We start from the raw sequence: 24,135 nt of genomic DNA, 5'->3' as shown, positions 1-24,135 counted from the left end.
CCATAATCCCATCGTCAGCCTGCCCGCCGTGGCAGCCTGACCTGATCCCGATCCTACCTTGGATCGACGGCTCTTACACCACCCAGTGGGACACGACCAAGAATCTCGTCGTGGGCCTGCATATCAGCGATGATACGCACACAATTCGTATAATGCTGAAAGTGTCCTAAGGTTTCAGCATCATCGGCAGACCAGCGGCCAGGAATACGACCTCGTCGACCACCTCGGCCAGTTTCTGGTTGAGCCATCCGGCTTCATCCCGGAAGCGGCGGGCCAGCGCGTTATCTGGCACGATGCCCAGGCCTACCTCGTTTGCGATCAAGCCGATGGGTACGCTACAGGTTGTGACCGCAGCGATCAGATCATCGCGAGCCTTGGGAATACTGATGCCTTCAAGCATCACGTTGGACAACCAGATCGTCAGACAATCCACCAGAATCGCATCGGATGAGGCGGACGCCACTTTGATGGCGCCGGGCAGGTCAATCGGCGCCTCAAGCGTTTTCCAGCCTTTTCCACGATCCATGCGATGCAGAGCGATACGCTCCGCCATCTCATCATCCCTGGCTTCTGCCGTGGCGATATAGACCATCGCACCGCAGTGTGTTTCGATCCGCTTCTGCGCATAGCGGCTCTTTCCCGAACGCGCGCCGCCGAGGACAAGCAGGCTTGTCATCGGCCTGCGCCCTGCGCCAGTGCCAACAAGTCGTCGATATCAAGGTGCTTTTCGAGTGCGTTGGCCAGATCGTCCAGCGCGGCATCCACTGTCATGCGATGATCTGCGCTGTCGCTTTGCGCACCGATCCGGCGCAGCAGTTTGCCACGTAATTCGGGGCGACTGAGCAGCCCGTGACAATATGTTCCGACGACCCGCTTGTCCTTACTGATCGCTCCGTCCGCGCGGTTGCCGTCAAGCATGGCGAATGGTCGCATGGTGTCTGGCCCGGCAGTTGTGCCCATGTGCATTTCATAACCCTCGAACGCTGCACCAAAAGCCTTGCCCGCAATGTTGCGCAGCGCTTTGTGCGCGGTAAGTTCGGTGGTCACGGCGAGCAGTCCAAGACCGGCCACCTCCGTTGGCGTACCTTCAATCCCCAGCGGGTCGGCAATGGTCTGCCCCAGCATCTGGTAACCGCCGCAGATGCCAAGGACCATGCCACCCCGCCGGTGGTGGGCAAGGATGTCGATATCCCACCCTTGCGTGCGCAGGAACGCCATGTCGGCAATCGTTGCTTTTGATCCTGGAATGACGATCAGGTTTGCCTCTGTCGGAATGGGCCTGCCCGGCGGGACCATCACCAGTTCGACATTCGGTTCCTGTCGCAGCGGATCAAGGTCATCGAAGTTCGATATGCGTGGCAACATCGGGCAGGCAATGAGCTTGCGCGCCGCTGCGGCACGTTGGGGGCGTTCCAGCACCACCGCATCCTCACTCGGCAGTTTTGCGATGCAGGGCAGCCATGGCACCACGCCAAACCCGCGCCATCCTGAGAGGTCTTCAATGGCAGTATAGCCGTCTTCAAACAGCGCAGGATCACCACGAAATTTGTTGACGATAAAGCCGTGAATCATTGCTGCGTCATCGGGATCAATCACGGTGCGTGTGCCTACAAGTGAGGCAATCACGCCGCCCCGGTCGATATCGCCAATGAGTACCACCGGCACGCCTGCCGCGCGTGCAAAACCCATGTTGGCGATGTCGCCCTCGCGCAAGTTGATCTCGGCAGGCGAGCCAGCGCCTTCGACGATCACAATGTCACAGCGGCTTTGGAGCCGCTTCCAGCTTTCCAACACTTCGGGAAGGAGGTTGCGCCTGCATTCACGAAAGTTTGCCGCACCCAGCGTGCCGCGCACTTTTCCATGAACCACGAGTTGCGACGTGTGATCGGCCTGTGGTTTGAGCAGGACGGGATTCATGTCGGTATGAAGTTCAGCCCTCGCTCCCAGCGCCTGCAACGCCTGTGCCCGGCCGATCTCACCGCCATCAGCGGTGACGGCCGCATTGTTCGACATGTTCTGTGGCTTGAACGGAAGCACGCTCAGCCCTCGGTTTGCAGCGGCACGGCACAGGCCGGCGACCAGCACCGATTTGCCCACGTCAGACCCGGTTCCCTGCAACATCAAGCCAGCCATGCTGTTCCTCCCGCGATCAACCAGCACATCGCACAACTGCGGTGATAGACGCGTCTTGCGCGCGACAGCGATTCCAGATTTGCCTCGCCGCCTTCACCGATCCACGGTTTGTCCAGCATCACACCATCGTAGGCGGCAGGCCCGGCCAGACGCACCCCCAGCACTCCGGCCATCGCGGCTTCGGGCCATCCCGCATTGGGTGAGGCATGGGCACGGCGGTAGCGCCAGCCTATCGTCCAACCGCCGGGACCAGACAGGCAGATCAGTAGCGCTGAAACGCGGGCGGGAATGAAATTCATCAGGTCGTCAAGGCGTGCAGCAGCCCAGCCAAAATGGCGATAGGGGGCCTCCTTGTGGCCGATCAGACTGTCGGCTGTGTTGACCGCCTTCATGATCCAGATGCCGGGAAGACCTGCCACCATCAGCCAGAACAACGGAGCGACAACGCCGTCGCAAAAGCTTTCTGCAAGGCTTTCGATGGCCGCGCGGCACACACCTGTTCGGTCGAGCGCTGCGGTGTCGCGCCCCACGATCATTCCGACGGCTGTTCTGGCACCGTCGATATTGTTGGCCTGCAATGCGTCAATGACCGGCATGATGTGCGCATCAAGGCTGCGTTGGGCGAGAGCGGGCCAAGCCAGCAGGGCGAGTATCAGCCAACCGGCAGACCCGAACCTGTTAGCGGCGATGGTCAGCAGCGTTCCACCAATTCCGGCCAATGCCATCAACACCAGTACAGTTGCCACACCGCCCGCCTGCTGTGCGGTAGGGCTGGCTTCGTGCCGGTTCCACCGCCGTTCGCAATGGGCAATTACCTTTGCGAATGCACCGACTGGATGCCCGATTCTGGCGTAAAGGCGTGCTGGCCAGCCGAACGCTGCATCAAGGCTCAACGCTACAAGTGCGACTGGGTCAGCCACGGCGGCACGCATTGCCAAGTGCGGCATCGAGGCGTTCCAACGCCACATCATCACGCGGCACGCCGAAGCGCAAGAGTTCAGGGTGACCGGAGAAGGGCCGCGTCAGAATCTGTTGCTGCGCCAGCGCGCCAAACAGGTCGCCAGCATTGGGCGTTTTGGCGAGCCGGAACAGCGGGCACGCGCCCAGGGTTGAAAGACCGAGTCGTTGCAGAACCGGCTCAAGTGCGGCTGCGCGACATTCCAGGCTGCGGCGGGTCGCGGTGATCCACGTGCTGTCGGCATAGGCGCCTTGGCCGTATGCAAGGGCGGCGGTGTGGATCGGCCAGTCGCCAAAGCTCCGGCTTAAACCTGTGAGCACCTCAGGCGGCGCGATGACGAAGCCCAGCCTAAGCCCCGCAAGGCCGAAGAACTTGCCGAAGGAGCGGATGACAATCAGTCGTCTGCCGGGGGCAACTTCGGCGGCAATGCCCCAGTCCGCTTTGCAGTCAGCAAACGCCTCATCGACGATCAGCCATCCACCGTGCCGCTCCTGATGGTTCAGCAACGAAAGAAGCGTCTCGCGCGAAAGGACCCGCCCGTCCGGGTTATTGGGATTGCCAAGGAGCAGCGCAGTGGCGCTGGACGGCAGCCGCGAAAGGTCATTGATCGGCTCTGCGCGTCCGAATGCTGCCGCGTAGGTGCCATAGGCCAGTGGTTGATATAGCCCCGGCAGTCCAAGGAGGCGCGCGAGTTGACGCAAGCCGATTTCGCTGCCCGGCACGGCAGCACAAAGGGCAGGGCTGCACTCGAAATAGCGGGCAGCAGTGTGTTCAAGTTTTCCTAGGGCGGCGGGATCGGGCAGAGCCTGCCAATTCACGCGAAGCGGTTCAGGAGGCTGCCAACTGTCGGGATTTATACCGGTAGAAAGGTCCAGCCAGTCCGACGGTGTTCCGCCAAATCGCGCGCAAGCGTCGGCAAGGCGGCCCCCATGATGTGTGAATGCGCCGCTCATTGCCCCAATACCAGCATGAGCAGCGCAGCGACCTCGACCAATTCGATCCCGGCGCCATGGCCGTCGCCGGATATTCCGCCAACGCGCTTGTTCAGCCATAGTGCCCAGAGCGGCAATGCTGCGACTGCGGATAGCACCAGCGGGCATGTGACAGCCGCAAAGCCACTCCACATGGCAAGCCAGCAGCCGAATACCGGCCAGTTTGCACCTTGCCGGAACAGTGTGCCGAAACCGGAATGGAGTGCGGGTAGAAGGAGCGCCCATGCCATTGGTCCGGTACGCGCGAGGACTGGCGCGAGGACCAGCAAAGGCGCGCTTCCGCTTTGGAGAAGCGCTTCGAGCAGCACGAACTTTGCCAAGAGTTGCAAAGCAATTGCCGTCACACCAAAGCTGCCGATATGCGGATCGGCCAGCACCTCGCTTATGCGGGAGCGGTCAGCGTGTGCTGCGCCCGCTGCGTCAGCAATGTCACCAAGACCATCGAGATGTAGCGCACCGGTTATGGCAACCCATGCGCCAAGGCCAAGCAATGCCCCAAGTGCCGGGCTGTGAAGTGTGCCAATCCACGCTGCCGCTGCCGCTGCCACGCCAACGATCAGCCCAGCGATCGGGAACCAGCGTATCGCATTGCCGAAGTCGTCCTCCCCCGCCGCAATCGTGGGAAGTGGAAGGCGCGTCATGAACTGCAAGGCCAGCAGCACCGGTTTCATCGTGGCAGTCCCGCGCGCAAGCCTACGATCTGTCCCGCAGGATTGTCACCCGACCACACCCTTAGGGAGAGCAGCGCACCGTAGGGTAAGTCGAAGGCCCAGACCTGCCGGTGATCCAGCCCGGTCAAGATTGACACGGCGGCCCGCATGGCCCCGGCGTGGGTCACCACGAGCGAGGCATCTCCAATGTCTGCCAAGGCCGCAGCTACACGGTTGCGAAGGCACGACCAGCGCTCACCTTGCGGTGGCGCACATGCGTCGGGGTCATCCCAAAACCTGGCAAGGGTGGTGCTTGGCAAAGCATCAGGTGCGAGGGCTTCCCATGCGCCAAAATTCAACTCACGCCAGCGGGGGTCGATGCAAAGGTCGAGGCCGCGCATCGTGGCCAGTGTTTCCGCCCCGGCCAAGGCGCGCAGCAGGTCCGAACTCACTACATGGCTGACAGGCAGGCTGTCTGGCACACATCCTTTCAAGCCACCTGCCGGATCGGCGGGTGGTTCGTCGGTATGGCCCAGTAGCAGTCCGGTGCGCCTGGGAGGGCCGTGCCGGAGCAGATGCACCATCTTGCCGCTCACAGTGCTTGTGCCACAGCAGCCTCGGTAAAGGTTGCCATGCCGTTGTGTGCGGCCAGAGCCGCCCGAACGATCGGCAAAGCGACCGCAGCGCCCGAACCTTCGCCCAGTCTCATGCCCAACCGCAGTAGCGGGTCCAGGCCGAACTGCTCCAGCAAACGTGCGTGCGCCTGTTCGGCCGAGCAGTGCGCTGCAAGGCAATGGGCCGTAACCCTTGGCTGGGCTTTCACCAGAGGTGCGATGGCAGCGCAGCAGATGAACCCGTCGAGCAGGACGGGCACGCGCTGCATTCGGGCGGCAAGGATCGCGCCCGCCATCGCTGCAATTTCACGCCCACCAAGGCGGCGCAAGGTTTCGAAGGGCGTGGTGCAATACGGACCATGCAGGGCAACCGCCGCCTCGACAATGGTCACTTTCCGCGCAATGCCCGCCTCTTCCACACCACTTCCACGCCCGCACCAGTCCGCTGCGCTGCCACCGAAGGATTGCAGGGACAGTGCGGCGGCTGGCGTAGTGTTGCCGATGCCCATTTCGCCCACGATCAGGAGGTCGGTATCGGGCGTCACGGTTTCAGCGCCAGCGTTGAGGGCGGCAAGGCATTCATCGACGCTCATCGCCGACTTGCACGATATGTCACCGGTCGGCTTATCGAGATCGAGCGCAACCACCGACAGGCTGGCGCCACCGGCAATTGCCAACTGGTTGATGGCCGCACCGCCCGCCCGAAAGTTGGCCACCATCTGCACAGTCACTTCGGGCGGAAAAGCGCTGACTCCTTGCGCGGCTACCCCATGATTCCCGGCAAAAACGACCACGCTCGCCTTATCGATGGCAGGTTGCACCGTTCCCTGCCAGCCAGCCATGAACACCGCGATTTCCTCAAGTCGACCGAGCGACCCTGCAGGTTTGGTCAGCGACGCCTGCCGATCCTCCGCCGCCGAGATCGCCTCCAGATGCGGTGGGGGTAGTGCCTTCAGCGCCTCGGCAATGGCGCGCTCTGTGTCGAAGCGGATCATGTGCACACGAACCCTTCCGGCGGGGTGCGTGTGATGAAGTGGCCTTTCACCCCTTGCGGCCATTGGCCATAGGGCACCACGCCTTCCGCGCTCACGGCATGAAGCGCCGCATACTCAAGGATCGCCCGCGCATCTTCCTCGGCGGGTTGGAACCCGCCGAGGATATAGCTGATCTTGCCCGGTGCCCGGACATGCACGGTGCAATGGCGCTGGCAGGCAAAGAGGCAGGCCATTTCCTGCACCTCCACATTTTGCAGCGACGGATCGGCCTGCTGCACCATGCGCATGGCCTCTGCCAGCACCGCGCCGCCGCGCCGTCCGCTCTCGTCCTCGCGCTGCTCAGCCGAATGGCGGCAGGTAGAGCAGACGACCACCGCCGCCACGGGTTCCACCGGGCACAGCATCAGAACCGGCTCCGCACGCCAAGATAGACCGTGCGCCCAAGCGAGCCGTAACCGCCTGTGGTTTCGTACTGCTTGTCGCCCACGTTTTCGACACGTGCGTTCAGCGTCAGCCCTTCGGCCATGCGCCACTGCGCGCGCAGATCAACCAGCCAGTAGCCTGGCAGAACCGTGGCGCTGCCTGCCCGGTCAAACGTCTTCCCGGCATAACGCGCCGCAACACTCGCTCGCAGGCCTTGTGGAATATCCAAACCGCCTTCGACGTTCGCCAGATGGCGCGGCACGCGGGCGAGCTGTCGGCCAAGGTCAGCGCTGCCGGGCGAGCGATCTTCCGCTGCGATCCAGCTGTAATTGCCCGAAGCGAACAGTACGCCTAGTTGCGCACGCGCTGCCAGTTCCAGCCCCTTGGCTTCAGCCTTGCGGACATTGGCATAGTAGCCAAACCGGCTCGTCGTGGTGCCCGGAATAAAGCAGGCGGCCGGCAGTGTGCCGGTGGTCGGGCAATAAGCGAAATCGATCAGGTTGTCGGTATCGCGCTCAAACCATGTGGCCGATGCGTGAAGAACGTCGCCCACGGCCTGTTCGGCCCCAACAGACCAACCCTTGGCCCTTTCCGGCGCCAGTGTTGCCGAACCGTAGATGCTGAACAACTGATAGAGCGAAGGGGCCTTGAACCCTTCGTCATAGCTGGCGCGCAGCACGGTGCGGCCTTCGTTGGGGGTGTAGACCGCACCGCCAGTGAACACAGTGTTGCCGCCGAATCGCGATTGATCGTCATGGCGGACGCCGCCGTTGAAGGTCAGCCCTGCCAGCGGCGTCACACGCAACTCGCCATAGACGCTGTTGGTATCGGCGCTCTGCGGCACCAGCGCATAGGGCGTAGCGTTGTTGCCGGGCGAGGCGGTCGTCATGCGCTGCTCCTCACGCTCCGCACCGAACACCGCCTGCACCATATCGCTCAGTTGCAGCGAACCTTGATACTCAAAGCGGCGCACGCGCCCATGCGCATCGAAGTTCAGCGGACGGATGGACCGCGCCGGATCGTAGTTCTCGCGGTCGGTTTCTGTCTGCAACACGGCAAGGCGATTGGTGAACCGCCCGTCGAGCAGCACGAGATTGACCCCCGCATAGCCAGTCCATTCGGTAGTCAGGCCATAGACCCGCGAGTCCCCCGACGAGCCATCAATATCGTTGCGCCCATCGGCCCAATAGCCGCGCAGATCGACCGACAGGTTCGGTGCCAGCTTCAGCGTGGCAGTCCCGCTTGCCGATGTGCGGCGGTATCCGTCCGGCTCGGTGCCGTTGCTGCGCGCCGATATGCCATCGGTGGTAAAGGTCGATCCGGCCACGCGCCAGTCCAGCAGCGATCCGGTGCCGCCGATCCCGGCCTGTGCGTTCACCGTCGCATGAGTGCCCGCTTCAACCGCCATGCTGCCTTCAAGCGGCCTCTCGGCCCGGCGCGTCAGCACGTTGACCACACCGCCGATGGCGTCGCTGCCCCACAGGATCGACTGCGGCCCGCGCAGGATCTCCACCCGCTCGATATCGTCAAGCAGCAGGTTGGAAAACGAATAGCCGCCGCCTGTGGCGGACGGATCGGATATGCGCACACCGTCGATCACCATCACCGTCTGCGAGGAATCAGCCCCGCGTATCCGCAGCGAAGTTGCCGTGCCAAATCCGCCGTTGCGCGTCACGCTGATGCCCGGTGTACGCAACAGCAGGTCGGTCAGCGTGATCGGCTGCTGCTGACGGATCGCCACTTCATCAAGCACGGTGACAGTCGAAGAAACACGGTCCTGTGCAACCGGGCTGCGGAATGCGGTGACGACGATGGAGGAATCGGGTGCTTCACCGGGAGCAGGCTCATCGGCCAGTGCGGGGGAGGCGATCAGGGCGAATGCAGAAACGAGTGAGTATTGGGTATGGCGCACAATGCGGCTCCCTCTGGTACAGACGGCATGGACCCGCCGCTCCGACCCGCGAAGGAAGCGCGCACCAGCGCATGTGCCTGCAAACAGGCGCAACGCGGCCCCGCTCCCTGCGCGGGGCTTCCCGGCAGGCAGTGGCTGTCGTTGCGCGAGGGATTGTCCCCGCCTTGCGGAAGGGAACCTCGAACGTCCGGTGCACCCTGCCCGAACGAAGAACGACTGCGTCAGGCAGGTCTCCTGGCTCACGGGTCAATGCCTGCTCGGCCGCCTTCTCAGGACAGTGAAGTCCCAATGGCGTAGTGGCCGGCCGGCTCGCCGCTTACAGTTGCAGGGGCAGCCGGGGTATCGCACCCCGTTCCCTTTTGATCCCCTTTCGGGGAACCTGTCGCGGCGCTGCAGATAGCCGCACTCTTTTCATGCTGCAAGCGCGAATACTTGCACGGATCAATGGCTTGGATTATCACGATCATCGTAACGGGTGCCCGAAAGGGCTTAATCGGGAAGTCCGGGTGGCGGTGAAAGCCGCTTGATCCGGCACTGCTCCCGCAACTGTAACCGGTGAGCGCATCGCCATCATGCCATTGGGATTCGTCCCGAGAAGGCGGCGACAAGCGCGATGATCCGGGAAGTCAGGAAACCGGCCTGTTATCGTCGTTTCTCTGCGCGGGCGGGATGCACCGGGCGGACGAAGGCTGATCCTTCGCGGACGACACTCATGTGCGTTGTTGCCGAAGGGAGCCCCGTGATGACCAGTACCTGACATCACCCGAACGCACCGACAGGTGCGATTCAGGCTCCCGCGCGTCCCGCTGATCCGGGCGCCCGCAGCATTGATCCCCACATTTCAGGAGACCGCCTGATGGTCCGCAATTCCCGTTTCGATCTTGCCGTGTTCGGCATTCTCGCGCTTGTCATGCTTGTCACGCGCACCCACTCGCTCAGCAATGTCATGCACTTGCCTGATACGAGTCTTGCCAGCTTCTTTGCGCTCGGCTTTCTTGTACGGCGCGGCATCGCATTTGCCGCCCTGTTCGCGCTCGCATACGCAATCGATGTGACGGTAATCGGCTGGTTCGGCCAGTCAGACTTCTGTTTCACCCCCGCATACTGGATGCTGGTGCCTGCCTATGGCACGATGTGGTTGGCTGGGCGCTTCGGCGCGGAAAAACTGGGCGAACGTGCTTCGGCGCTTCCTGCGATCACTGTGCTGTTGGTCGCAGCAACATTTGTCTCGCAACTGTTCTCAAGCGGCGGTTTCTACTTCCTCGGAGGGCGCTTTGAAGATCCCACGCTCGCCGGCTTCATGCCGCGCCTCGGTCGCTACTTCCCCTCCACGCTCTATGCCACGCTGCTGTGGACTGCTGCCGCTGCCGGTGTGCTGGCGCTGCTTTCAATGGCGCGCCCGCAATTGCGCGCGGATAGCCGCAAGTGACCACCGAAGCAGACGCTGCCCACCGCGACCGCGCGCGCAAGCACAAGGCGGTGGTCGATGCCAAGATCGCCGCCGCCCAGCGCGACAAGGGCTTGCTGCTGGTGCTGACCGGCAATGGCAAGGGCAAGTCCTCAAGCGCCTTTGGCATGGTTGCGCGCACGCTCGGTTATGGCCGCAAGGCGGCAGTGTTCCAGTTCATCAAGGGGGCCGAGAACGTGGGCGAACGCGCCTTCTTCTCGGCCCACCCGGACGTGATCTGGGAAAAGTGCGGGGAAGGCTTCACCTGGGAAACGCAGGACCGCACGCGCGATATCACCGCCGCGCGGGCAGGGTGGGAGAAGGCCAAAGCGGCCCTCTCCAATCCAGCGATCAGCCTCGTCGTGCTGGATGAACTGACCTACCTCGTCACCTATCGCTACTTGGGGCTGGAAGAGATCATGCCAGCAATCGAGGCGCGGCCCGAAATGCAGCACGTGGTCATCACCGGCCGCGCTGCTGACGAGGCGCTGATCGCCGCCGCCGATACGGTCAGTGCCATCCGCGATGTCAAACACGCCTTCCGTGATGGCGTGCGCGCGCAGGAAGGGATCGATCGTTGAACACAGCGTTCTGCCCCGCGCTGATGATAAGCGCCCCTGCATCCGGGCAGGGCAAGACCACCGTTACCGCCGCACTCGCCCGCCGTCACGTGCAGGCTGGGCGGCGGGTGAGGGTGTTCAAATGTGGGCCGGATTTTCTCGATCCGATGATCCTCGAACGGGCCAGCGGCGCGCCGGTCTATCAGCTTGATCTGTTCATGTGCGGCGAATCGGAATGCCGCCGCTTGCTCCATGAAGCGGCGAAAGAAGCAGACCTGATCCTCGTCGAAGGCGTGATGGGCCTGTTTGACGGCAAGCCTTCCGCCGCCGATCTTGCCGCGCGATTCGGGCTGCCTGTGCTTGCCGTGATCGATGGCAGCGCAATGGCGCAGACCTTCGGCGCGCTGGCGCACGGTCTGGCGTCCTATCGTTCAGATGTGCGGGTGGTGGCGGCGCTCGGCAACCGTGTGCGCAGCGAACGTCATGCACAGATGTTGGCTGAAAGTCTGCCGGATGGGCTGCAATGGGTTGGAACTCTCCCGCCTGATGAAGAGGCTGCGTTGCCCGAACGCCACCTCGGCCTTGTGCAGGCCGCTGAGGTGGCGGATCTGGACAACCGCATTGATCGTGCCGCAGCGAGCTTGTCCGACGCTGCACTATGGCTGCCTGATTCTGTGCCATTTTTTGCAGAAGGGCCGCAAGTACCTCAAAAGCATCTGGACGGACATCGCATCGCCGTGGCGCGCGACGCAGCGTTCGGCTTCATCTATCCCGCCAACATCGCTTGTCTTGAGGCGATGGGCGCGCAAGTCTGCTATTTCTCGCCACTCGCCGATGCTGGCCTTCCAGAATGCGATGCCCTGTGGCTGCCCGGGGGATACCCGGAACTGCACCTGCGGCCCCTGTCCGAAAACCGGGCTATGAAAACGGCCATCAAGGCGCACCATGCAGCGGGCAAGGCGATCCTCGCGGAATGCGGGGGCATGTTGTATTGCCTCGATACGCTCGACGATGGAAAGGGCTGCGCTCTGCCGATGCTGGGCTTGATGCCCGGCAGCGCCACGATCCAGCCCCGCCTTGCAGCGCTGGGCCTTCAGGCACTTGATCTGCCGGAAGGCACGTTGCGAGGGCACACCTTTCATTACTCCCGCCTCAATACCGCACTTGCCCCGCAATGGCGTGCTCGCAGTCCCGAAGGCGCAATTGGAGAAAGCATGTTCCGCCACGGGCCGCTTTGGGCAAGTTACGTCCACGGCTATTTCCCTTCAGCGTCGGTTGCCGTGGCTGCGATGTTCAAGGCTGGCTAGGAAGGAGTGCAAGGTTTCGGCCAATCCCAATCGCCCAAAGCTGAATGGAAGTGGCGCGCCCGGCAGGACTCGAACCTGCTGCCTCAAGATTAGAAGTCTCGCGCTCTATCCAGATGAGCTACGGGCGCGCGCCGGGTGCTCCATAAGCACGCTTTTCGGATCGTGCAAACCGGGTTAGCAACATGGTCTATGAGCGATCCCCAAATTTCCAGTGCGAATCTGGCAAGAATTGATGGCACCTCCGGTGCGCGTCGGCATTTCCGCTATTTCGACTATGTCATGGCCTCGTTCGTGGCGATCCTGCTGCTTTCGAATCTGATCGGCGCGTCAAAGTTGGCGCAAGTCGGCGGGTTCACGTTTGGTGCAGGGATCCTGTTCTTCCCCGTATCCTATGTCATCGGCGATGTGTTGACGGAGGTATATGGCTATGCCAACGCACGGCGTTGCGTGTGGATGGGCTTCTTCGCGCTGATTTTCATGGCGTTCATGAGCTACATCGTCGTCGCCATGCCGCCAGCCCCGGACTGGGGCGGGCAGGCGGCCTATGACAGCGTGTTCGGATCGACCTGGCGGATCGTGCTTGCCTCTGTCACCGCATTCTGGGCGGGTGAATTCGTCAATTCGTTCGTGCTGGCGCGGATGAAGGTCTGGACCGGCGGCAAGGCGCTGTGGAGCCGCACGATCGGTTCTACGGTGTTTGGTCAGGCAGTGGACAGCCTGTTGTTTTATCCCATCGCGTTCCTCGGCATCTGGACCAACGATCAGGTCTTGATGGTGATGGTGACCAATTGGGCGCTCAAGGTTGCGTGGGAAGCGGGCTTGACCCCGGTGACTTACGCGGTGGTGGGCTGGCTGAAAAAGCGTGAAGGTGCAGAAGTGTTCGATACCGATACGGACTTCTCACCATTCGCGAAGACTCCACAGGTCTGAAGGCAAAAAGAAACCCCACTTCTCCGGGGGCAGGAGAAGCGGGGCATGGAGCGTTCAGGGCGAGGGCTTGGCCGCGCGCTCAATCGGCAATCAGCCCGATCAGCAGGTAAACGATGATCGCCGAACCGAGGCCAAGCAGGGTAGCCAGCGCAAAGGCCACGCGAACCAGCGTCACGTCCACGCCGAAGTAGTTCGAAATCCCGGCGCAAACGCCCATCATCTTGCCGCGAACCTTGTCGAGGCGGAAACCGCGCTTGGCTTCAAGCGGGCGAGGGGCCGAATCATCAAAGCGAAGCTGGGACATCAAATCATCTCCTGTGCGGCAGCCGGGGCTGCGTCATTAAGGTTGGAATGGTTGGGAACGCTGACGGTTCCAGCAATCAGCGCAAGGCTGAGGGCAAAGGCACCCGCTGCTGCGGCGAACTGGTTGAGAAGCTCGCTCATCAGATCAGGCTCTGAACTTGTGCAGCAGGAGCATTGCTCGCCTGCGGAACATTCACAGTGCCGGCGATAAGTGCAAGGCTGAGGGCAAATGCGCTGGCGGCGGCGGCGATGCGGTTGGTGAATTCGGTCATGGTTGGGTCCTCCTGTTTAAGTGCTTCAAGGCGTTCAGCCTCATGGAACCTGCTTAGCATGGGTCGTGCCAAACTGCATAAATGGCGGAAATGCGGGCTTCAGGCCAGAGCTGGCATCAGCTCAATCCTTTCTGCTCGCTGAACAGTGGGAAATTTCACCACACCTTGGGAACCGAATTTACATCCGACGTTTGGGTCGTGTCGCAGCCGTCGCTAGCGCCCTGCTTTTGCACCTTGCTTTTTTGGGGCGACCTGCCTATTTGCGCCTCATCCCGACATTGTGAAAGCAAAGTCAGGCTGGTGCCACCGGGCACCGGCACAGACCGGCTTTTGCCTTTGGGGTTTAATCGGAGTTTGCATGACGGATATTGCACGTATCACTGAGGTCATCGAGCCAGAGGCCAAGGCGCTCGGTTTCGATCTCGTGCGCGTGCGCTATTTCAAGGGGGGCGAGATCGGCCCTATTCAAGATCATGGGGAGGAGCATACGCTCCAGATCATGGCCGAGCGCCCCGATACCGGCCAACTCGTGATCGAAGATTGCGCCGCGCTATCGCGCCGTGTGTCCGACCGGTTCGATGAATTGGAAGAGCAGGGCGAAATGCTGATCGAGGACGCCTATCGCCTTGAAGTGTCATCGCCCGGCATCGACCGTCCGCTCACGCGTGCGAAGGATTATGCCGCGTGGATCGGCCACGAAACCCGCATCGAACTTTCCGAACTGCTGGGTGAGCGCAAGCGCTTCCGCGGTGACCTCACCGAGTTCGATGCTGAAACTCAGACTATTTCCATCGAGGACGGTGGCACTGTATATGAAGTGCCGTTCAACCTTGTTGCTAACGCCAAGCTGATCCTTACGGACAAGCTTATTGCCGCTTCCCGCCCGCTCGATACCAGCGGCGCGGACGAAATTCTCGAAGAACAGGAAGACTGACCCATGGCCAGTGCGATTTCTGCAAACCGCGCCGAACTGATTGCAATCGCCAATGCGGTTGCCACCGAAAAGATGATCGACAAATCCGTCGTCATTGAGGCGATGGAAGAAGCGATCCAGAAGTCCGCGCGCAATCGCTATGGCGCGGAAAACGATATTCGCGCCAAGCTTGATCCGCGCACCGGCGACTTGCGTCTGTGGCGCGTCGTCGAAGTGGTCGAAGTGGTCGAGGATTACTTCAAGCAGGTTGACCTGAAGGCCGCTGAAAAGCTGCAACCTGGCGCTGCCATCGGCGATTTCATCGTTGATCCCCTGCCACCGGTCGATCTCGGCCGTATCGATGCGCAGTCGGCCAAGCAGGTGATCTTCCAGAAGGTCCGCGATGCCGAGCGTGACCGCCAGTATGACGAGTTCAAGGACCGCGCCGGCGAAGTGATCACCGGCGTGATCAAGTCGGTCGAATTCGGCCACGTGATCGTCAACCTTGGCCGTGCCGAAGGCGTCATCCGTCGCGATCAGCAGATCCCGCGCGAAGTGCCCCGCGTGGGTGAGCGCGTCCGCGCATGGATCATGAAGGTTGAGCGCCAGAACCGTGGCCCGCAAATCTTCCTCAGCCGTGCGCACCCCGAATTCATGAAGAAGCTGTTCGCGCAGGAAGTGCCCGAAATCTACGATGGCATCATCACCATCATGGCTGCCGCTCGCGATCCCGGCAGCCGCGCCAAGATCGGCGTGATCAGCCGCGATAGCAGCATCGACCCGGTCGGCGCCTGCGTCGGCATGAAGGGCAGCCGCGTTCAGGCCGTCGTGCAGGAACTGCAGGGCGAAAAGATCGACATCATCCCGTGGAGCGAAGACACCGCGACTTTCGTGGTCAATGCGCTCCAGCCCGCCACCGTCAGCCGCGTGGTGATCGACGAGGAAGAGAGCCGCATCGAAGTCGTCGTTCCTGACGATCAGCTCTCGCTCGCCATCGGTCGTCGCGGCCAGAACGTGCGCCTGGCCTCGTCGCTGACCGGCTCGGCCATCGACATCATGACCGAGGCCGAGGCTTCGGAAAAGCGCCAGAAGGAATTCGCCGAACGTTCGAAGATGTTCGAGGAAGAACTCGACGTCGACGAAACTCTCTCGCAGTTGCTGGTTGCCGAAGGCTTCACCGAGCTGGAAGAAGTCGCCTATATCGACATCTCCGAGCTCGCCGCCATCGAAGGGTTCGACGAGGAACTCGGCCAGGAACTGCAGAGCCGCGCTGCCGAAGCGATCGAGCGCCGCGAAGAAGGCTTGCGCGAACAGCGCCGTGGCCTCGGCGTTGAAGATGCGCTGGCAGAACTTCCGCACCTGACCGAAGCCATGCTGGTCGTGCTGGGTAAGGCCGGAATCAAGACGCTCGACGATCTGGCTGATCTTGCGACTGATGAGCTCATTGCCAAGAAGCGCGTCGAACAGCGCCGCCGCAACGACAAGGCTCCGCGCGAACGCACCGAGCGTTCGGAGCGGACCGAGGACAAGGGCGGCGTTCTGGGCGAATTCGGCCTGAACGAAGAGCAGGGCAACGAAATCATCATGGCCGCGCGCGCGCACTGGTTCGATGACGAACCAGCAGCAGAGGAGGCCGCCCATGCGGAATCCTCACAATGAGCCGCTAAGCTCCGACATCGTTGGCAAAGCGGCGGCGGGCCGTCCTTCAAAAGAGGGGACCCTGCCGGAGCGTAAATGCGTGCTCACCGGGCGTCACGATACGCGGGATGATCTCCTGCGTCTCGCGATCTCGCCCGATGGTGATGTGCTGCCAGACGTCATGGCGCGCGCTCCCGGGCGTGGCGCATGGATCGGCGTGAATCGCCAAGCCCTTGAAATTGCGCTTGCCAATGGTAAACTTAAGGGAGCCTTGGCGCGCGCTTTCAAGGGCGCAACGCTAAGCATCCCTGCCGATCTGGCCGATCGCATTGAAACGGCACTCCGCCGTCTGTTGACGGACCGCCTTGGTATCGAACTGCGTGCGGGCAACCTGCTGCTCGGCACCGAAAGGATCGCCCAAGGCGCCCGTTCCGGGGCGGTCACATTCCTTGGCCACGCCAGTGATGCAGGCACCGATGGACCCAACAAGCTGGCACAAGCCTGGCGAGTGGGCGAAGGTGCCGAAGGTACTGGCAAGAAAGGCATCATCTTGCCGCTGGACCGGGCGGCGCTGTCTGTGGCATTGGGCCGCGATAACGTCGTTCACCTCGCGCTGACCGATGCCGCAGCGACCGACCGAGTCGCAGCGCCGCTGCAGCGCCTGATGCATTTTCTCGGGCACGAGACCGAAAACGAAATTGACGCCGCCGATCCCCATGCGGGCACGGTCGCGGACGACGATACTGATACGAAGGGCGAATGAGTTCGATGAGCGATAGCGACAAGAAGCCGACACTGGGCCGCAGGCCACTGGGCCTGAAGACCGCAGTTGAGGCAGGAGAGGTCAAGCAGACCTTCAGCCACGGTCGCACCAACAAGGTGGTGGTCGAAGTGAAGCGGCGCAAGATCATGGGCCGCCCCGGCGAGGCTGCGCCTGTTGCCGCGCCTGCCGCGCCTGCCGCGCCCGAGCCTGTCGCCGCTACGCCGGTTGCACCACCGCCGCCTCCTCCTCCGCCACCGCCGCCCCCTTCGGCCAGCCGTGAAACGCGGCAGGAAATGCAGACACGTCTGCTGCGCGAAGCTGAGGAAGCCCGTCTTGCAGCGGTTGAGGCCCAAAACCGCCGCGAGCAGGAAGACCGTCTCAAGGCGATTGAGGAAGAACGCAAGCGCGCTGAGGAAAAGGCTCGTGCAGCGCAATCGCCTGCCCCTGAACCGGTTGCAGCGCCTGAACCTGTAACGGACGCCGAACCTGCGCCGACGGTGTCTGCACCAGTGGCCGAAGCCCCAGTGGCCCAGTCCGCTCCTGCAGAAGCGCCCGAGGCGCAAGCTGCGCCCACAGCGGCTCCTGTCGAATCCGCTGCGCCAGAAGCTGCCGCGCCTGCGCCTGTCGCGCCTGCCCCGCGCCGCTTTACGCCGGTTCAGTCGACCGCTCCGGCAAAACGCCCGGAACCTGTCGCCAAGAAGCCTGCCGCCAACCCGCGTGACCGCAAGACGGAAGACCGTCGTGGTGGCAAGCTGACCGTCACGCGCGCTCTGAACGACGATGAAGGCGCACGCGCCCGCTCGCTCGCCGCGCTGAAGCGTGCGCGCGAAAAGGAAAAGCGTGCCCACTTCGCCGGCAAGTCACAGCCGCGTGAAAAGCAGGTTCGCGATGTCGTCGTGCCTGATGCGATCACCGTGCAGGATCTGGCAAACCGCATGGCCGAAAAGGCTGCGGACCTGATCAAGGCGCTGTTCAAGATGGGCATGATGGTCACCATCAACCAGACCATCGATCAGGACACGGCTGAACTGCTGGTTACCGAATTTGGCCACAACATCCAGCGTGTGAGCGATAGTGACGCCGATATCGATACTTCGGTCGATGTTGATGATGAAGATTCGCTGATTGCCCGTGCGCCGGTCGTGGCGATCATGGGCCACGTCGATCACGGCAAGACCTCGCTGCTCGATGCGCTGCGCGGGACTGACGTCGTGCGCGGTGAAGCCGGTGGCATCACGCAGCACATCGGCGCGTATCAGATCAAGACCAAGGCGGGCGATCTGATCACTTTCCTTGATACGCCGGGCCACGAAGCCTTCACCGAAATGCGTATGCGCGGTGCCAATGTCACCGACATCGTCATTCTGGTGGTCGCTGGTGATGACGGGCTGATGCCGCAGACGATTGAGGCGATCAACCACACCAAGGCCGCTGGCGTGCCGATGATCGTGGCGATCACCAAGTCGGACAAGCCCGAATTCAACCCGCAGAAAATCCGCGAGCGCCTGCTCGAACACGAAATCATCGTGGAAGATATGTCGGGCGATGTGCAGGACGTGGAAGTCTCGGCCAAGACTGGCGACGGTCTGGACAACCTGATCGAAAAGATCCTGCTGCAGGCCGAACTGCTCGAACTGCGCGCCAACCCGGATCGTGCTGCAGAAGCCACCGTGATCGAGGCCAAGCTCGACAAGGGCAAAGGGCCGCTCGCCACTGTGCTGGTTAATCGCGGCACGCTCAAGGTGGGTGACATTCTGGTTGTCGGCACCCAATCGGGCCGCGTCCGCGCGATGCACGATGACAAGGGCCGCCAGATCAAGGAAGCCGGACCATCACTGCCGGTCGAGGTCCTCGGTCTTGGCGGTGTGCCAATGGCGGGCGACACGCTGACCGTGGTGGAAAGCGAAGCCCGCGCGCGTGAAGTGGCGGCTTACCGCCACGAACGTGCCACGGCAAAGCGCACGGCGCAGGCTCCCGCCAGCCTCGAAAACATGTTCTCGGCACTTGCGGCCAAGAGCACGGTCATCGAATATGCGCTGGTGGTTCGTGCTGATGTGCAGGGCTCGGCCGAAGCCATCGTCAATGCGCTCAACAAGATTTCGACTGACGAGATCAAGGTCCGCATCCTGTCATCGGGTGTGGGTGCGATCACCGAAAGCGACGTCAACCTGGCCCAGGCCAGCGGAGCGCCGATTGTCGGCTTCAACGTCCGTCCGAACGCCAAGGCGCGCGAACTGATCGAGCGCAACAAGGTACGGATGAAGTACTTTGACGTGATCTATCAGCTCACCGACGATATCCGTTCGGAAATGGCGGGCGAGCTTGGACCGGAAGCCATCGAAACGGTCGTTGGCCGTGCCGAGGTCAAGGAAGTGTTCCCTGCGGGCAAGAAGGACAAGGCCGCCGGCCTGTTGGTCGTCGAAGGCGCCATCCGCAAGGGCCTCCACGCCCGTCTCACGCGCAACGACGTTATCGTCAGCCGCACGACCATCCAGTCGCTGCGTCGCTTCAAGGACGACGTTGCCGAAGTGCGCGGCGGTCTGGAATGCGGCGTGTTGCTGACCGACACGAACGATATCAAGCCGGGCGACCAGCTGGAAGTCTTCGAAGTCGAAATGCGCGACCGGACTTTGTAAAACGCGCTCCGCGAAACCGGAGCACCATAAATCCCCCTCCCGCTTGCGGGAGGGGTTAGGGGAGGGCCTGTTAATCTGACTCAACCCAACAAGCCCTCCCCCGGCCCCTCCCGCAGGCGGGAGGGGAGCATTTCGGCATTCACTCCGGCAAGCTGGAGGAATGGAGGTTTTGAATGACCCGCTACGTCGCCCTGTTCGGTTCCATCAACGTCGGCGGCAATCGACTGACGATGGCGGACATGCGCTATGCGTTTGAGCGGGAAGGGCTGACCGGCATCGAAACCGTCGTCGCCAGCGGCAACCTGCTGTTCGACTATGATGACCGTCCGTTGGACGGCCTCGAAGACCTTTTTGCCCACGTGATGCTGGAACGCTTCGAGATCAACAGCTTCGTTGCAGTGCGTGATCGTGCTGCCATTGCCGAGGCAGTGGAGGGCAATCCCTTCACCGGCATCGGCAAGGACAACCTCGTCCACACGCTGTTCCTGGAACGCCAGCCAGATCAGGCCGCGTTCGACAAGCTCGCTGCCGATCAGGCGATGCGGGGCATGGAAAAACTCGCAATCGGCGACCGCAGCATCTATATCGATTTCGCGAACGGTGTGGCCGAAAGCAAGCTGACCGGCGCCTTTATCGAACGCCGCCTCGGCTGCCGGGGCACCGCGCGCAATGTGCGCTCGCTCGCCCGTATCCTTGCAAAGATGAGTTGAATTTGGCCAAGCAGACTACCCCTGAAAACCGCTCCGTCCGCCTGTTGAAGGTAGGGGAACAGGTGCGCCATATCCTGTCCGAACTGCTGATGCGGCAGGAAGCGCATGACGATGTGCTGAGCGCACACACAGTATCGGTCACCGAAGTGCGCATGTCGGCAGATTTGCGCCATGCGTCTGCGTTCATCAAGGCGCTGCTGGGTGAGGATGAGGAACTGGTGTTGAAGGCCCTGCGCACCAACACCGCGTTTTTCCAGCGCGAAGTGGCGCAACGGTTGCGCCTGAAATACGCGCCGAAGCTGAAATTTGTGCCCGACGAAAGCTTCGATGCCGCCAACAGAATCGAAAGCCTGCTCCGCGATCCCAAGGTCCAGCGCGATCTGGACGCAGCGCCTTCCGAAGACTGAGCGGCGCGCGGCGATGGCCAAGCTCTATTTCTACTACGCCAGCATGAACGCGGGCAAATCGACCAATCTGCTGCAGGCGGACTTCAATTACCGTGAGCGCGGCATGGCAACGATGCTGTGGACAGCCGCCATCGATGATCGCGGTGGCGAGAAAGCCATCGAGAGCCGCATTGGGCTTAACGCGCAAGCGCATCGCTTTGATTCTGAAACCGATTTGTGGGGCAGGGTGGTGGCTGCTCATGCGGTAGAGCCGCTGTCCTGCGTGCTGGTGGACGAAGCGCAGTTCTTGTCAAAGGCACAGGTCTGGCAACTCGCGCGGATTGCCGACGAAGCTGGAATTCCGGTTCTATGCTATGGACTTAGAACCGATTTTCAAGGCGAATTGTTCGAAGGTGCCGCTGCCCTGCTGGGCATCGCGGATTCGCTGGTCGAATTGAAAGCCGTCTGCCACTGTGGCCGCAAAGCCACGATGAACTTGCGTGTCGATCACAGTGGCGCGGCGGTGAAGGCTGGCGCGCAGACCGAGATCGGCGGGAATGACCGCTATGTTGCGCTGTGCCGCAAGCATTTTTCCGAGGCGATGAACCCATGAGCGATGATGGTCTCTACGTGCCGCTGTCCGATGGTGACTTGCGGCTTGAGATATTGCGGGAGGAACATCGCGAGGGTTTGCGCGCTGCTTGTTCACAAGACGCTGAAATTTGGGATATTTACCCGTTCACCTATTGGGGTGAGGCCTTCGATCCGCAGTTTGACACGATGATCAGCGGCAGCAAAGTGCGTCGGCCCTATGCGGTGTTCGATGGAGACACGCTGGTCGGCATGACCGCCTGGATCGAACATGGTGCTCCGGGTTGGTCGGTAGAGATCGGGAACTCCTACATCGTGCCCGCAGTGCGCGGCACGGGTTTCAATCGGCGGCTCAAGTACCTGATGTTGAACCATGCTTTTACTTGCGGACTGGAGCGGGTGGCGTTCAAGGTCGATGCGTTGAACCTGCGCAGCCAGGCGGCGGTGCGGAAGATCGGGGGCGTGGAAGAGGGTTTGATGCGGCACGAACGCCGCACATGGACCGGGCGGGTGCGCAACACCATCCTGTTCTCTATCCTGCGCGATGACTGGACAGGCACAAGCGCATGAATCCCGAAGGAATTTTCTGGCAGATCGCAACCATCGCGATCCCCATGATCGTGGCCATCGTCTTCCACGAAATCGCTCATGGCTGGGTTGCCCGTGCGCTGGGTGACCCCACGGCGGCGGAGCAAAACCGCTTGAGTCTCAATCCCTTGCGTCATGTCGATCCGTTCGGAACGATCATCCTTCCCGGTCTGCTCAAGCTGTCGGGCGCGCCGGTGTTCGGTTGGGCCAAGCCGGTCCCTGTGGATTTCTCCCGCCTGCGCAATCCGCGCTGGGGAATGGTCGCTGTGGCGGCTGCAGGACCGGGAATGAACTTTGTTTTGGCTGCATTTTCTGCCGTGGCGCTGGGGCTGCTGGTGCGGGCGACGGACTATGCGGCAGAGCCGGGGCTGGGTGTATTGTTTGTCGCGGACAATCTTCGCAACTTCTTGATAGTGAACATTTTTCTGGGGATGTTCAATCTGCTGCCAATCCCGCCGTTTGACGGATCGCGGATTGTGATGGGCATTCTTCCCGCTCCGCTGTCACGCGGATATGCGAAGCTGGAGCCGTTCGGGCTTATCCTTGTGTTCGGAATTCTCGTTATCCTTCCGTACTTTATGCCTGAGTTGCGGCTGGTTGAGCGGATCGTCATGCCGCCGGTGCAGTGGCTGGGTGAGCATCTCGCGGGCCTGGCCGGAATGGTCGCCGGGCCGGAGCCGCAGTAGCGTGGTCGACGGGTGGATCATCCTCGACAAGCCGCTGGAAATGGGGTCGACTCAAGGGGTTGCGGCGGTGAAGCGCAACTTGCGGCAGGCGGGCTTTGGCAAATGCAAGGTCGGCCACGGCGGCACGCTTGATCCGCTGGCGACGGGCGTGCTGCCGATCGCTGTTGGAGAGGCGACGAAGCTGTGCGGGCGGATGTTGGATTCCGACAAGATTTACGCCTTCACGGTGACCTTCGGAAGCGAGACGGATACCCTTGATCTTGAGGGCAAAATCGTCGCCACAAGTGACGTCCGCTCTACACTTGAGGCGCTTAGGTGCATTTTAGGTGCATTTAGGTGCACGCAGGATCAGGTGCCTCCAGCCTACTCCGCGCTGATGGTAAATGGCCAGCGCGCCTATGATCTGGCGAGGGCAGGAGAGGCGGTAGACCTGCCGTCGCGCACCGTCACGATTTATGAACTGACGCTCGAAGGCTTCACTGGAACAGAAGCGGCGGTTGAATCTGCGACGCTCACTGCCCATGTATCGAAAGGCACGTACATCCGCAGCCTTGCCCGGGACATTGCCCGGCGATTTCGCTGGACAAACTGAACGATGTCGGTCAAGGCGCGGCCCTTGAACACATACTCTTGCCGCTGGAGGCAGGGCTGGTCGACATCCCGGCTCTTAACCTCGATCCTGAGCAGGCAAGGGCGGTCCGACAGGGCCGCGTTCTGGCGGGATTGCCCCAAGACGACGGGCTTTACTGGGCGAGGGCTGGCAATGTGCCGGTCGCGCTGGTGGAGCTTGCAGGCGGAAGCCTGAAAGTGTCGCGGGGGTTCAACCTTTCCGATGTCGCGGAGTAGAGAATATGTCGATTACCGCTGAAAAGAAGCAGGAAGTCATTGCCACGCACGCTCGCGCAGAGGGTGACACCGGTTCGCCGGAAGTCCAGGTCGCGATCCTGACCAGCCGCATCCTGACCCTGACCGAGCACTTCAAGTCCAACCACAAGGACAACCACTCGCGTCGCGGCCTGCTGATGATGGTCAACAAGCGTCGCTCGCTTCTCGACTACCTGAAGAAGAAGGACGTGGGTCGTTACAACGACCTGATCCAGAAGCTTGGTCTTCGTAAGTAACGCAAACGTTCGGCCCGCCTTGGCGGGCCGTTTACGTTTTGCGTTATCCCCACGCAGGTGGGGATCTCATGCGGTCTTGCTCATCAAGGCCGCGTAAACGGCCTGAGGCCCCCGCCTTCGCGGGGGTTCAGCTATTTTGAATTGGCATGTTCGCAATTCGGCGGACAGCCTCCGGGGCACCACAAGCGGCCCCACACCGGACCGGGACGGTATTCCCCGGCAGCAAACCCCGCACGCAATAGGGCGCGCGGGCTGAAGGAAATACAATGTTCGACGTCAAAACCGTATCGCTGGAGTGGGGCGGAAAGACCCTCACACTGGAAACCGGCCGTGTTGCCCGTCAGGCTGACGGCGCGGTCATCGCCACATATGGCGAAACTGTTGTCCTGTGCGCGGTTACCGCCGCCAAGTCGGTCAAGGAAGGCCAAGATTTCTTCCCGCTGACCGTGCACTATCAGGAAAAGTATTCCGCAGCAGGCCGTATCCCCGGCGGCTTCTTCAAGCGTGAGCGCGGCGCGACGGAAAAGGAAACGCTGGTTTCCCGCCTGATCGACCGTCCGGTCCGCCCGCTGTTCCCCGAAGGTTTCTACAACGAAATCAACGTTAT

26 protein-coding genes, 1 tRNA gene, 2 pseudogenes and 2 riboswitches are annotated in these 24,135 nt (G+C 61.8%); of the genes and pseudogenes, 16 read left to right on the top strand and 13 right to left on the bottom strand.

What is annotated here, in order from left to right:
- Positions 1–166: 166 nt before the first annotated feature.
- The 9 genes from cobU to B7X90_RS09795 are packed head-to-tail and all read right to left on the bottom strand — an operon-like array spanning position 167 to position 8,677.
- Positions 167–676 carry a bifunctional adenosylcobinamide kinase/adenosylcobinamide-phosphate guanylyltransferase gene (gene cobU, locus B7X90_RS09835; protein ID WP_292624033.1) on the bottom strand — a complete coding sequence of 170 codons (510 nt, stop codon included), beginning with the start codon at positions 674–676 and terminating at the stop codon, positions 167–169.
- Complete coding sequence (locus B7X90_RS09830) at positions 673–2,133, bottom strand: cobyric acid synthase (RefSeq protein WP_292624031.1); 1,461 nt, start codon at positions 2,131–2,133, stop codon at positions 673–675. The genes cobU and B7X90_RS09830 overlap by 4 nt, the downstream gene beginning before the upstream one ends.
- A complete protein-coding gene (cbiB, locus tag B7X90_RS09825) occupies positions 2,121–3,053 on the bottom strand; it encodes an adenosylcobinamide-phosphate synthase CbiB (protein ID WP_292624029.1) in 933 nt (310 codons plus the stop codon). The genes B7X90_RS09830 and cbiB overlap by 13 nt, the downstream gene beginning before the upstream one ends.
- Entirely contained in the window at positions 3,046–4,044 is a 999-nt protein-coding gene (locus tag B7X90_RS09820) for a threonine-phosphate decarboxylase (RefSeq protein ID WP_292624027.1), read from the bottom strand. The genes cbiB and B7X90_RS09820 overlap by 8 nt, the downstream gene beginning before the upstream one ends.
- Positions 4,041–4,754 carry an adenosylcobinamide-GDP ribazoletransferase gene (gene cobS / locus B7X90_RS09815; RefSeq protein WP_292624026.1) on the bottom strand — a complete coding sequence of 238 codons (714 nt, stop codon included), beginning with the start codon at positions 4,752–4,754 and terminating at the stop codon, positions 4,041–4,043. The genes B7X90_RS09820 and cobS overlap by 4 nt, the downstream gene beginning before the upstream one ends.
- Positions 4,751–5,329 carry a histidine phosphatase family protein gene (locus tag B7X90_RS09810; protein WP_292624023.1) on the bottom strand — a complete coding sequence of 193 codons (579 nt, stop codon included), beginning with the start codon at positions 5,327–5,329 and terminating at the stop codon, positions 4,751–4,753. The genes cobS and B7X90_RS09810 overlap by 4 nt, the downstream gene beginning before the upstream one ends.
- Positions 5,326–6,342: a nicotinate-nucleotide--dimethylbenzimidazole phosphoribosyltransferase gene (gene cobT, locus B7X90_RS09805; protein WP_292624022.1), complete on the bottom strand. Its 1,017-nt coding sequence runs from the start codon at positions 6,340–6,342 to the stop codon at positions 5,326–5,328. Before cobT ends, B7X90_RS09810 begins: the two co-directional genes overlap by 4 nt.
- Positions 6,339–6,746 (bottom strand): DUF1636 domain-containing protein, encoded by a 408-nt coding sequence (locus B7X90_RS09800; RefSeq protein ID WP_292624021.1) that lies wholly within the window; start codon positions 6,744–6,746, stop codon positions 6,339–6,341. The genes cobT and B7X90_RS09800 overlap by 4 nt, the downstream gene beginning before the upstream one ends.
- On the bottom strand, positions 6,746–8,677 hold the full coding sequence (locus B7X90_RS09795) for a TonB-dependent receptor (protein WP_292624018.1): 1,932 nt from the start codon (positions 8,675–8,677) through the stop codon (positions 6,746–6,748). Before B7X90_RS09795 ends, B7X90_RS09800 begins: the two co-directional genes overlap by 1 nt.
- 206 nt (positions 8,678–8,883) lie before the next feature.
- Positions 8,884–9,075: riboswitch (cobalamin riboswitch) on the bottom strand.
- Positions 9,076–9,133: 58 nt separating this feature from the next.
- Positions 9,134–9,335, top strand: a riboswitch (cobalamin riboswitch).
- 198 nt (positions 9,336–9,533) lie between these two features.
- Here B7X90_RS09795 and B7X90_RS09790 point away from each other — a divergent pair.
- The 3 genes from B7X90_RS09790 to B7X90_RS09780 are packed head-to-tail and all read left to right on the top strand — an operon-like array spanning position 9,534 to position 11,991.
- Positions 9,534–10,106, top strand: a complete 573-nt coding sequence (locus B7X90_RS09790) for a hypothetical protein (RefSeq protein ID WP_292624017.1) — start codon at positions 9,534–9,536, stop codon at positions 10,104–10,106.
- Positions 10,103–10,705 carry a cob(I)yrinic acid a,c-diamide adenosyltransferase gene (gene cobO / locus B7X90_RS09785; protein ID WP_292624016.1) on the top strand — a complete coding sequence of 201 codons (603 nt, stop codon included), beginning with the start codon at positions 10,103–10,105 and terminating at the stop codon, positions 10,703–10,705. The genes B7X90_RS09790 and cobO overlap by 4 nt, the downstream gene beginning before the upstream one ends.
- Positions 10,702–11,991 carry a cobyrinate a,c-diamide synthase gene (locus B7X90_RS09780; protein ID WP_292624014.1) on the top strand — a complete coding sequence of 430 codons (1,290 nt, stop codon included), beginning with the start codon at positions 10,702–10,704 and terminating at the stop codon, positions 11,989–11,991. Before cobO ends, B7X90_RS09780 begins: the two co-directional genes overlap by 4 nt.
- A gap of 51 nt (positions 11,992–12,042) precedes the next feature.
- On the opposite strand, the gene B7X90_RS09775 is transcribed toward B7X90_RS09780, so the two are convergent.
- Positions 12,043–12,119, bottom strand: a tRNA-Arg gene (locus B7X90_RS09775).
- Positions 12,120–12,180: 61 nt separating this feature from the next.
- On the opposite strand from B7X90_RS09775, the gene B7X90_RS09770 reads away from it, so the two are divergent.
- Complete coding sequence (locus B7X90_RS09770; protein WP_292624013.1) at positions 12,181–12,921, top strand: queuosine precursor transporter; 741 nt, start codon at positions 12,181–12,183, stop codon at positions 12,919–12,921.
- Positions 12,922–13,000: 79 nt separating this feature from the next.
- Here the strand turns inward: B7X90_RS09770 and B7X90_RS09765 are convergent, their stop codons facing one another.
- From B7X90_RS09765 to B7X90_RS09755, 3 genes are read right to left on the bottom strand one after another with little or no spacing between them, the layout of a single operon-like run.
- Positions 13,001–13,225: a PspC domain-containing protein gene (locus B7X90_RS09765; RefSeq protein WP_292624011.1), complete on the bottom strand. Its 225-nt coding sequence runs from the start codon at positions 13,223–13,225 to the stop codon at positions 13,001–13,003.
- Positions 13,225–13,365 (bottom strand): hypothetical protein, encoded by a 141-nt coding sequence (locus B7X90_RS09760; protein ID WP_292624009.1) that lies wholly within the window; start codon positions 13,363–13,365, stop codon positions 13,225–13,227. The genes B7X90_RS09765 and B7X90_RS09760 overlap by 1 nt, the downstream gene beginning before the upstream one ends.
- The gene (locus B7X90_RS09755) at positions 13,365–13,496 is read right to left on the bottom strand and encodes a hypothetical protein (protein WP_292624008.1); all 132 of its coding nucleotides are present in this window, start codon (positions 13,494–13,496) and stop codon (positions 13,365–13,367) included. The genes B7X90_RS09760 and B7X90_RS09755 overlap by 1 nt, the downstream gene beginning before the upstream one ends.
- A 358-nt stretch (positions 13,497–13,854) precedes the next feature.
- On the opposite strand from B7X90_RS09755, the gene rimP reads away from it, so the two are divergent.
- The 12 genes and pseudogenes from rimP to B7X90_RS09695 all read left to right on the top strand — a co-directional run.
- The gene (rimP, locus tag B7X90_RS09750; protein ID WP_292624006.1) at positions 13,855–14,430 is read left to right on the top strand and encodes a ribosome maturation protein RimP; all 576 of its coding nucleotides are present in this window, start codon (positions 13,855–13,857) and stop codon (positions 14,428–14,430) included.
- 3 nt (positions 14,431–14,433) lie between these two features.
- A complete protein-coding gene (gene nusA / locus B7X90_RS09745; RefSeq protein WP_292624004.1) occupies positions 14,434–16,068 on the top strand; it encodes a transcription termination factor NusA in 1,635 nt (544 codons plus the stop codon).
- Entirely contained in the window at positions 16,049–16,810 is a 762-nt protein-coding gene (locus B7X90_RS09740; protein ID WP_292624003.1) for a DUF448 domain-containing protein, read from the top strand. Before nusA ends, B7X90_RS09740 begins: the two co-directional genes overlap by 20 nt.
- A 5-nt stretch (positions 16,811–16,815) precedes the next feature.
- A complete protein-coding gene (gene infB, locus B7X90_RS09735; protein WP_292624002.1) occupies positions 16,816–19,446 on the top strand; it encodes a translation initiation factor IF-2 in 2,631 nt (876 codons plus the stop codon).
- A gap of 173 nt (positions 19,447–19,619) precedes the next feature.
- On the top strand, positions 19,620–20,156 hold the full coding sequence (locus B7X90_RS09730) for a DUF1697 domain-containing protein (protein ID WP_292624001.1): 537 nt from the start codon (positions 19,620–19,622) through the stop codon (positions 20,154–20,156).
- A 2-nt stretch (positions 20,157–20,158) separates the two neighbouring features.
- A complete protein-coding gene (gene rbfA / locus B7X90_RS09725; protein ID WP_292623999.1) occupies positions 20,159–20,563 on the top strand; it encodes a 30S ribosome-binding factor RbfA in 405 nt (134 codons plus the stop codon).
- A 13-nt stretch (positions 20,564–20,576) separates the two neighbouring features.
- On the top strand, positions 20,577–21,155 hold the full coding sequence (locus B7X90_RS09720) for a thymidine kinase (protein WP_292623997.1): 579 nt from the start codon (positions 20,577–20,579) through the stop codon (positions 21,153–21,155).
- A complete protein-coding gene (locus B7X90_RS09715; RefSeq protein ID WP_292623995.1) occupies positions 21,152–21,703 on the top strand; it encodes a GNAT family protein in 552 nt (183 codons plus the stop codon). Before B7X90_RS09720 ends, B7X90_RS09715 begins: the two co-directional genes overlap by 4 nt.
- Positions 21,700–22,407, top strand: coding sequence for a site-2 protease family protein (locus B7X90_RS09710; RefSeq protein WP_292623993.1), 708 nt, complete (start codon positions 21,700–21,702; stop codon positions 22,405–22,407). Before B7X90_RS09715 ends, B7X90_RS09710 begins: the two co-directional genes overlap by 4 nt.
- Position 22,408: 1 nt before the next feature.
- A pseudogene (gene truB, locus B7X90_RS09705) lies at positions 22,409–23,253 on the top strand (tRNA pseudouridine(55) synthase TruB).
- 5 nt (positions 23,254–23,258) lie between these two features.
- Positions 23,259–23,528, top strand: coding sequence for a 30S ribosomal protein S15 (rpsO, locus tag B7X90_RS09700; RefSeq protein WP_292623991.1), 270 nt, complete (start codon positions 23,259–23,261; stop codon positions 23,526–23,528).
- A 266-nt stretch (positions 23,529–23,794) separates the two neighbouring features.
- Positions 23,795–24,135: pseudogene (locus tag B7X90_RS09695) on the top strand (polyribonucleotide nucleotidyltransferase); the annotation flags it as partial.

The sequence above is a fragment of the Novosphingobium sp. 17-62-19 genome, from assembly GCF_002256775.1.
Taxonomy (GTDB): Bacteria; Pseudomonadota; Alphaproteobacteria; order Sphingomonadales; family Sphingomonadaceae; genus Novosphingobium.
This window is presented reverse-complemented; position numbering and strand designations above follow the sequence as displayed.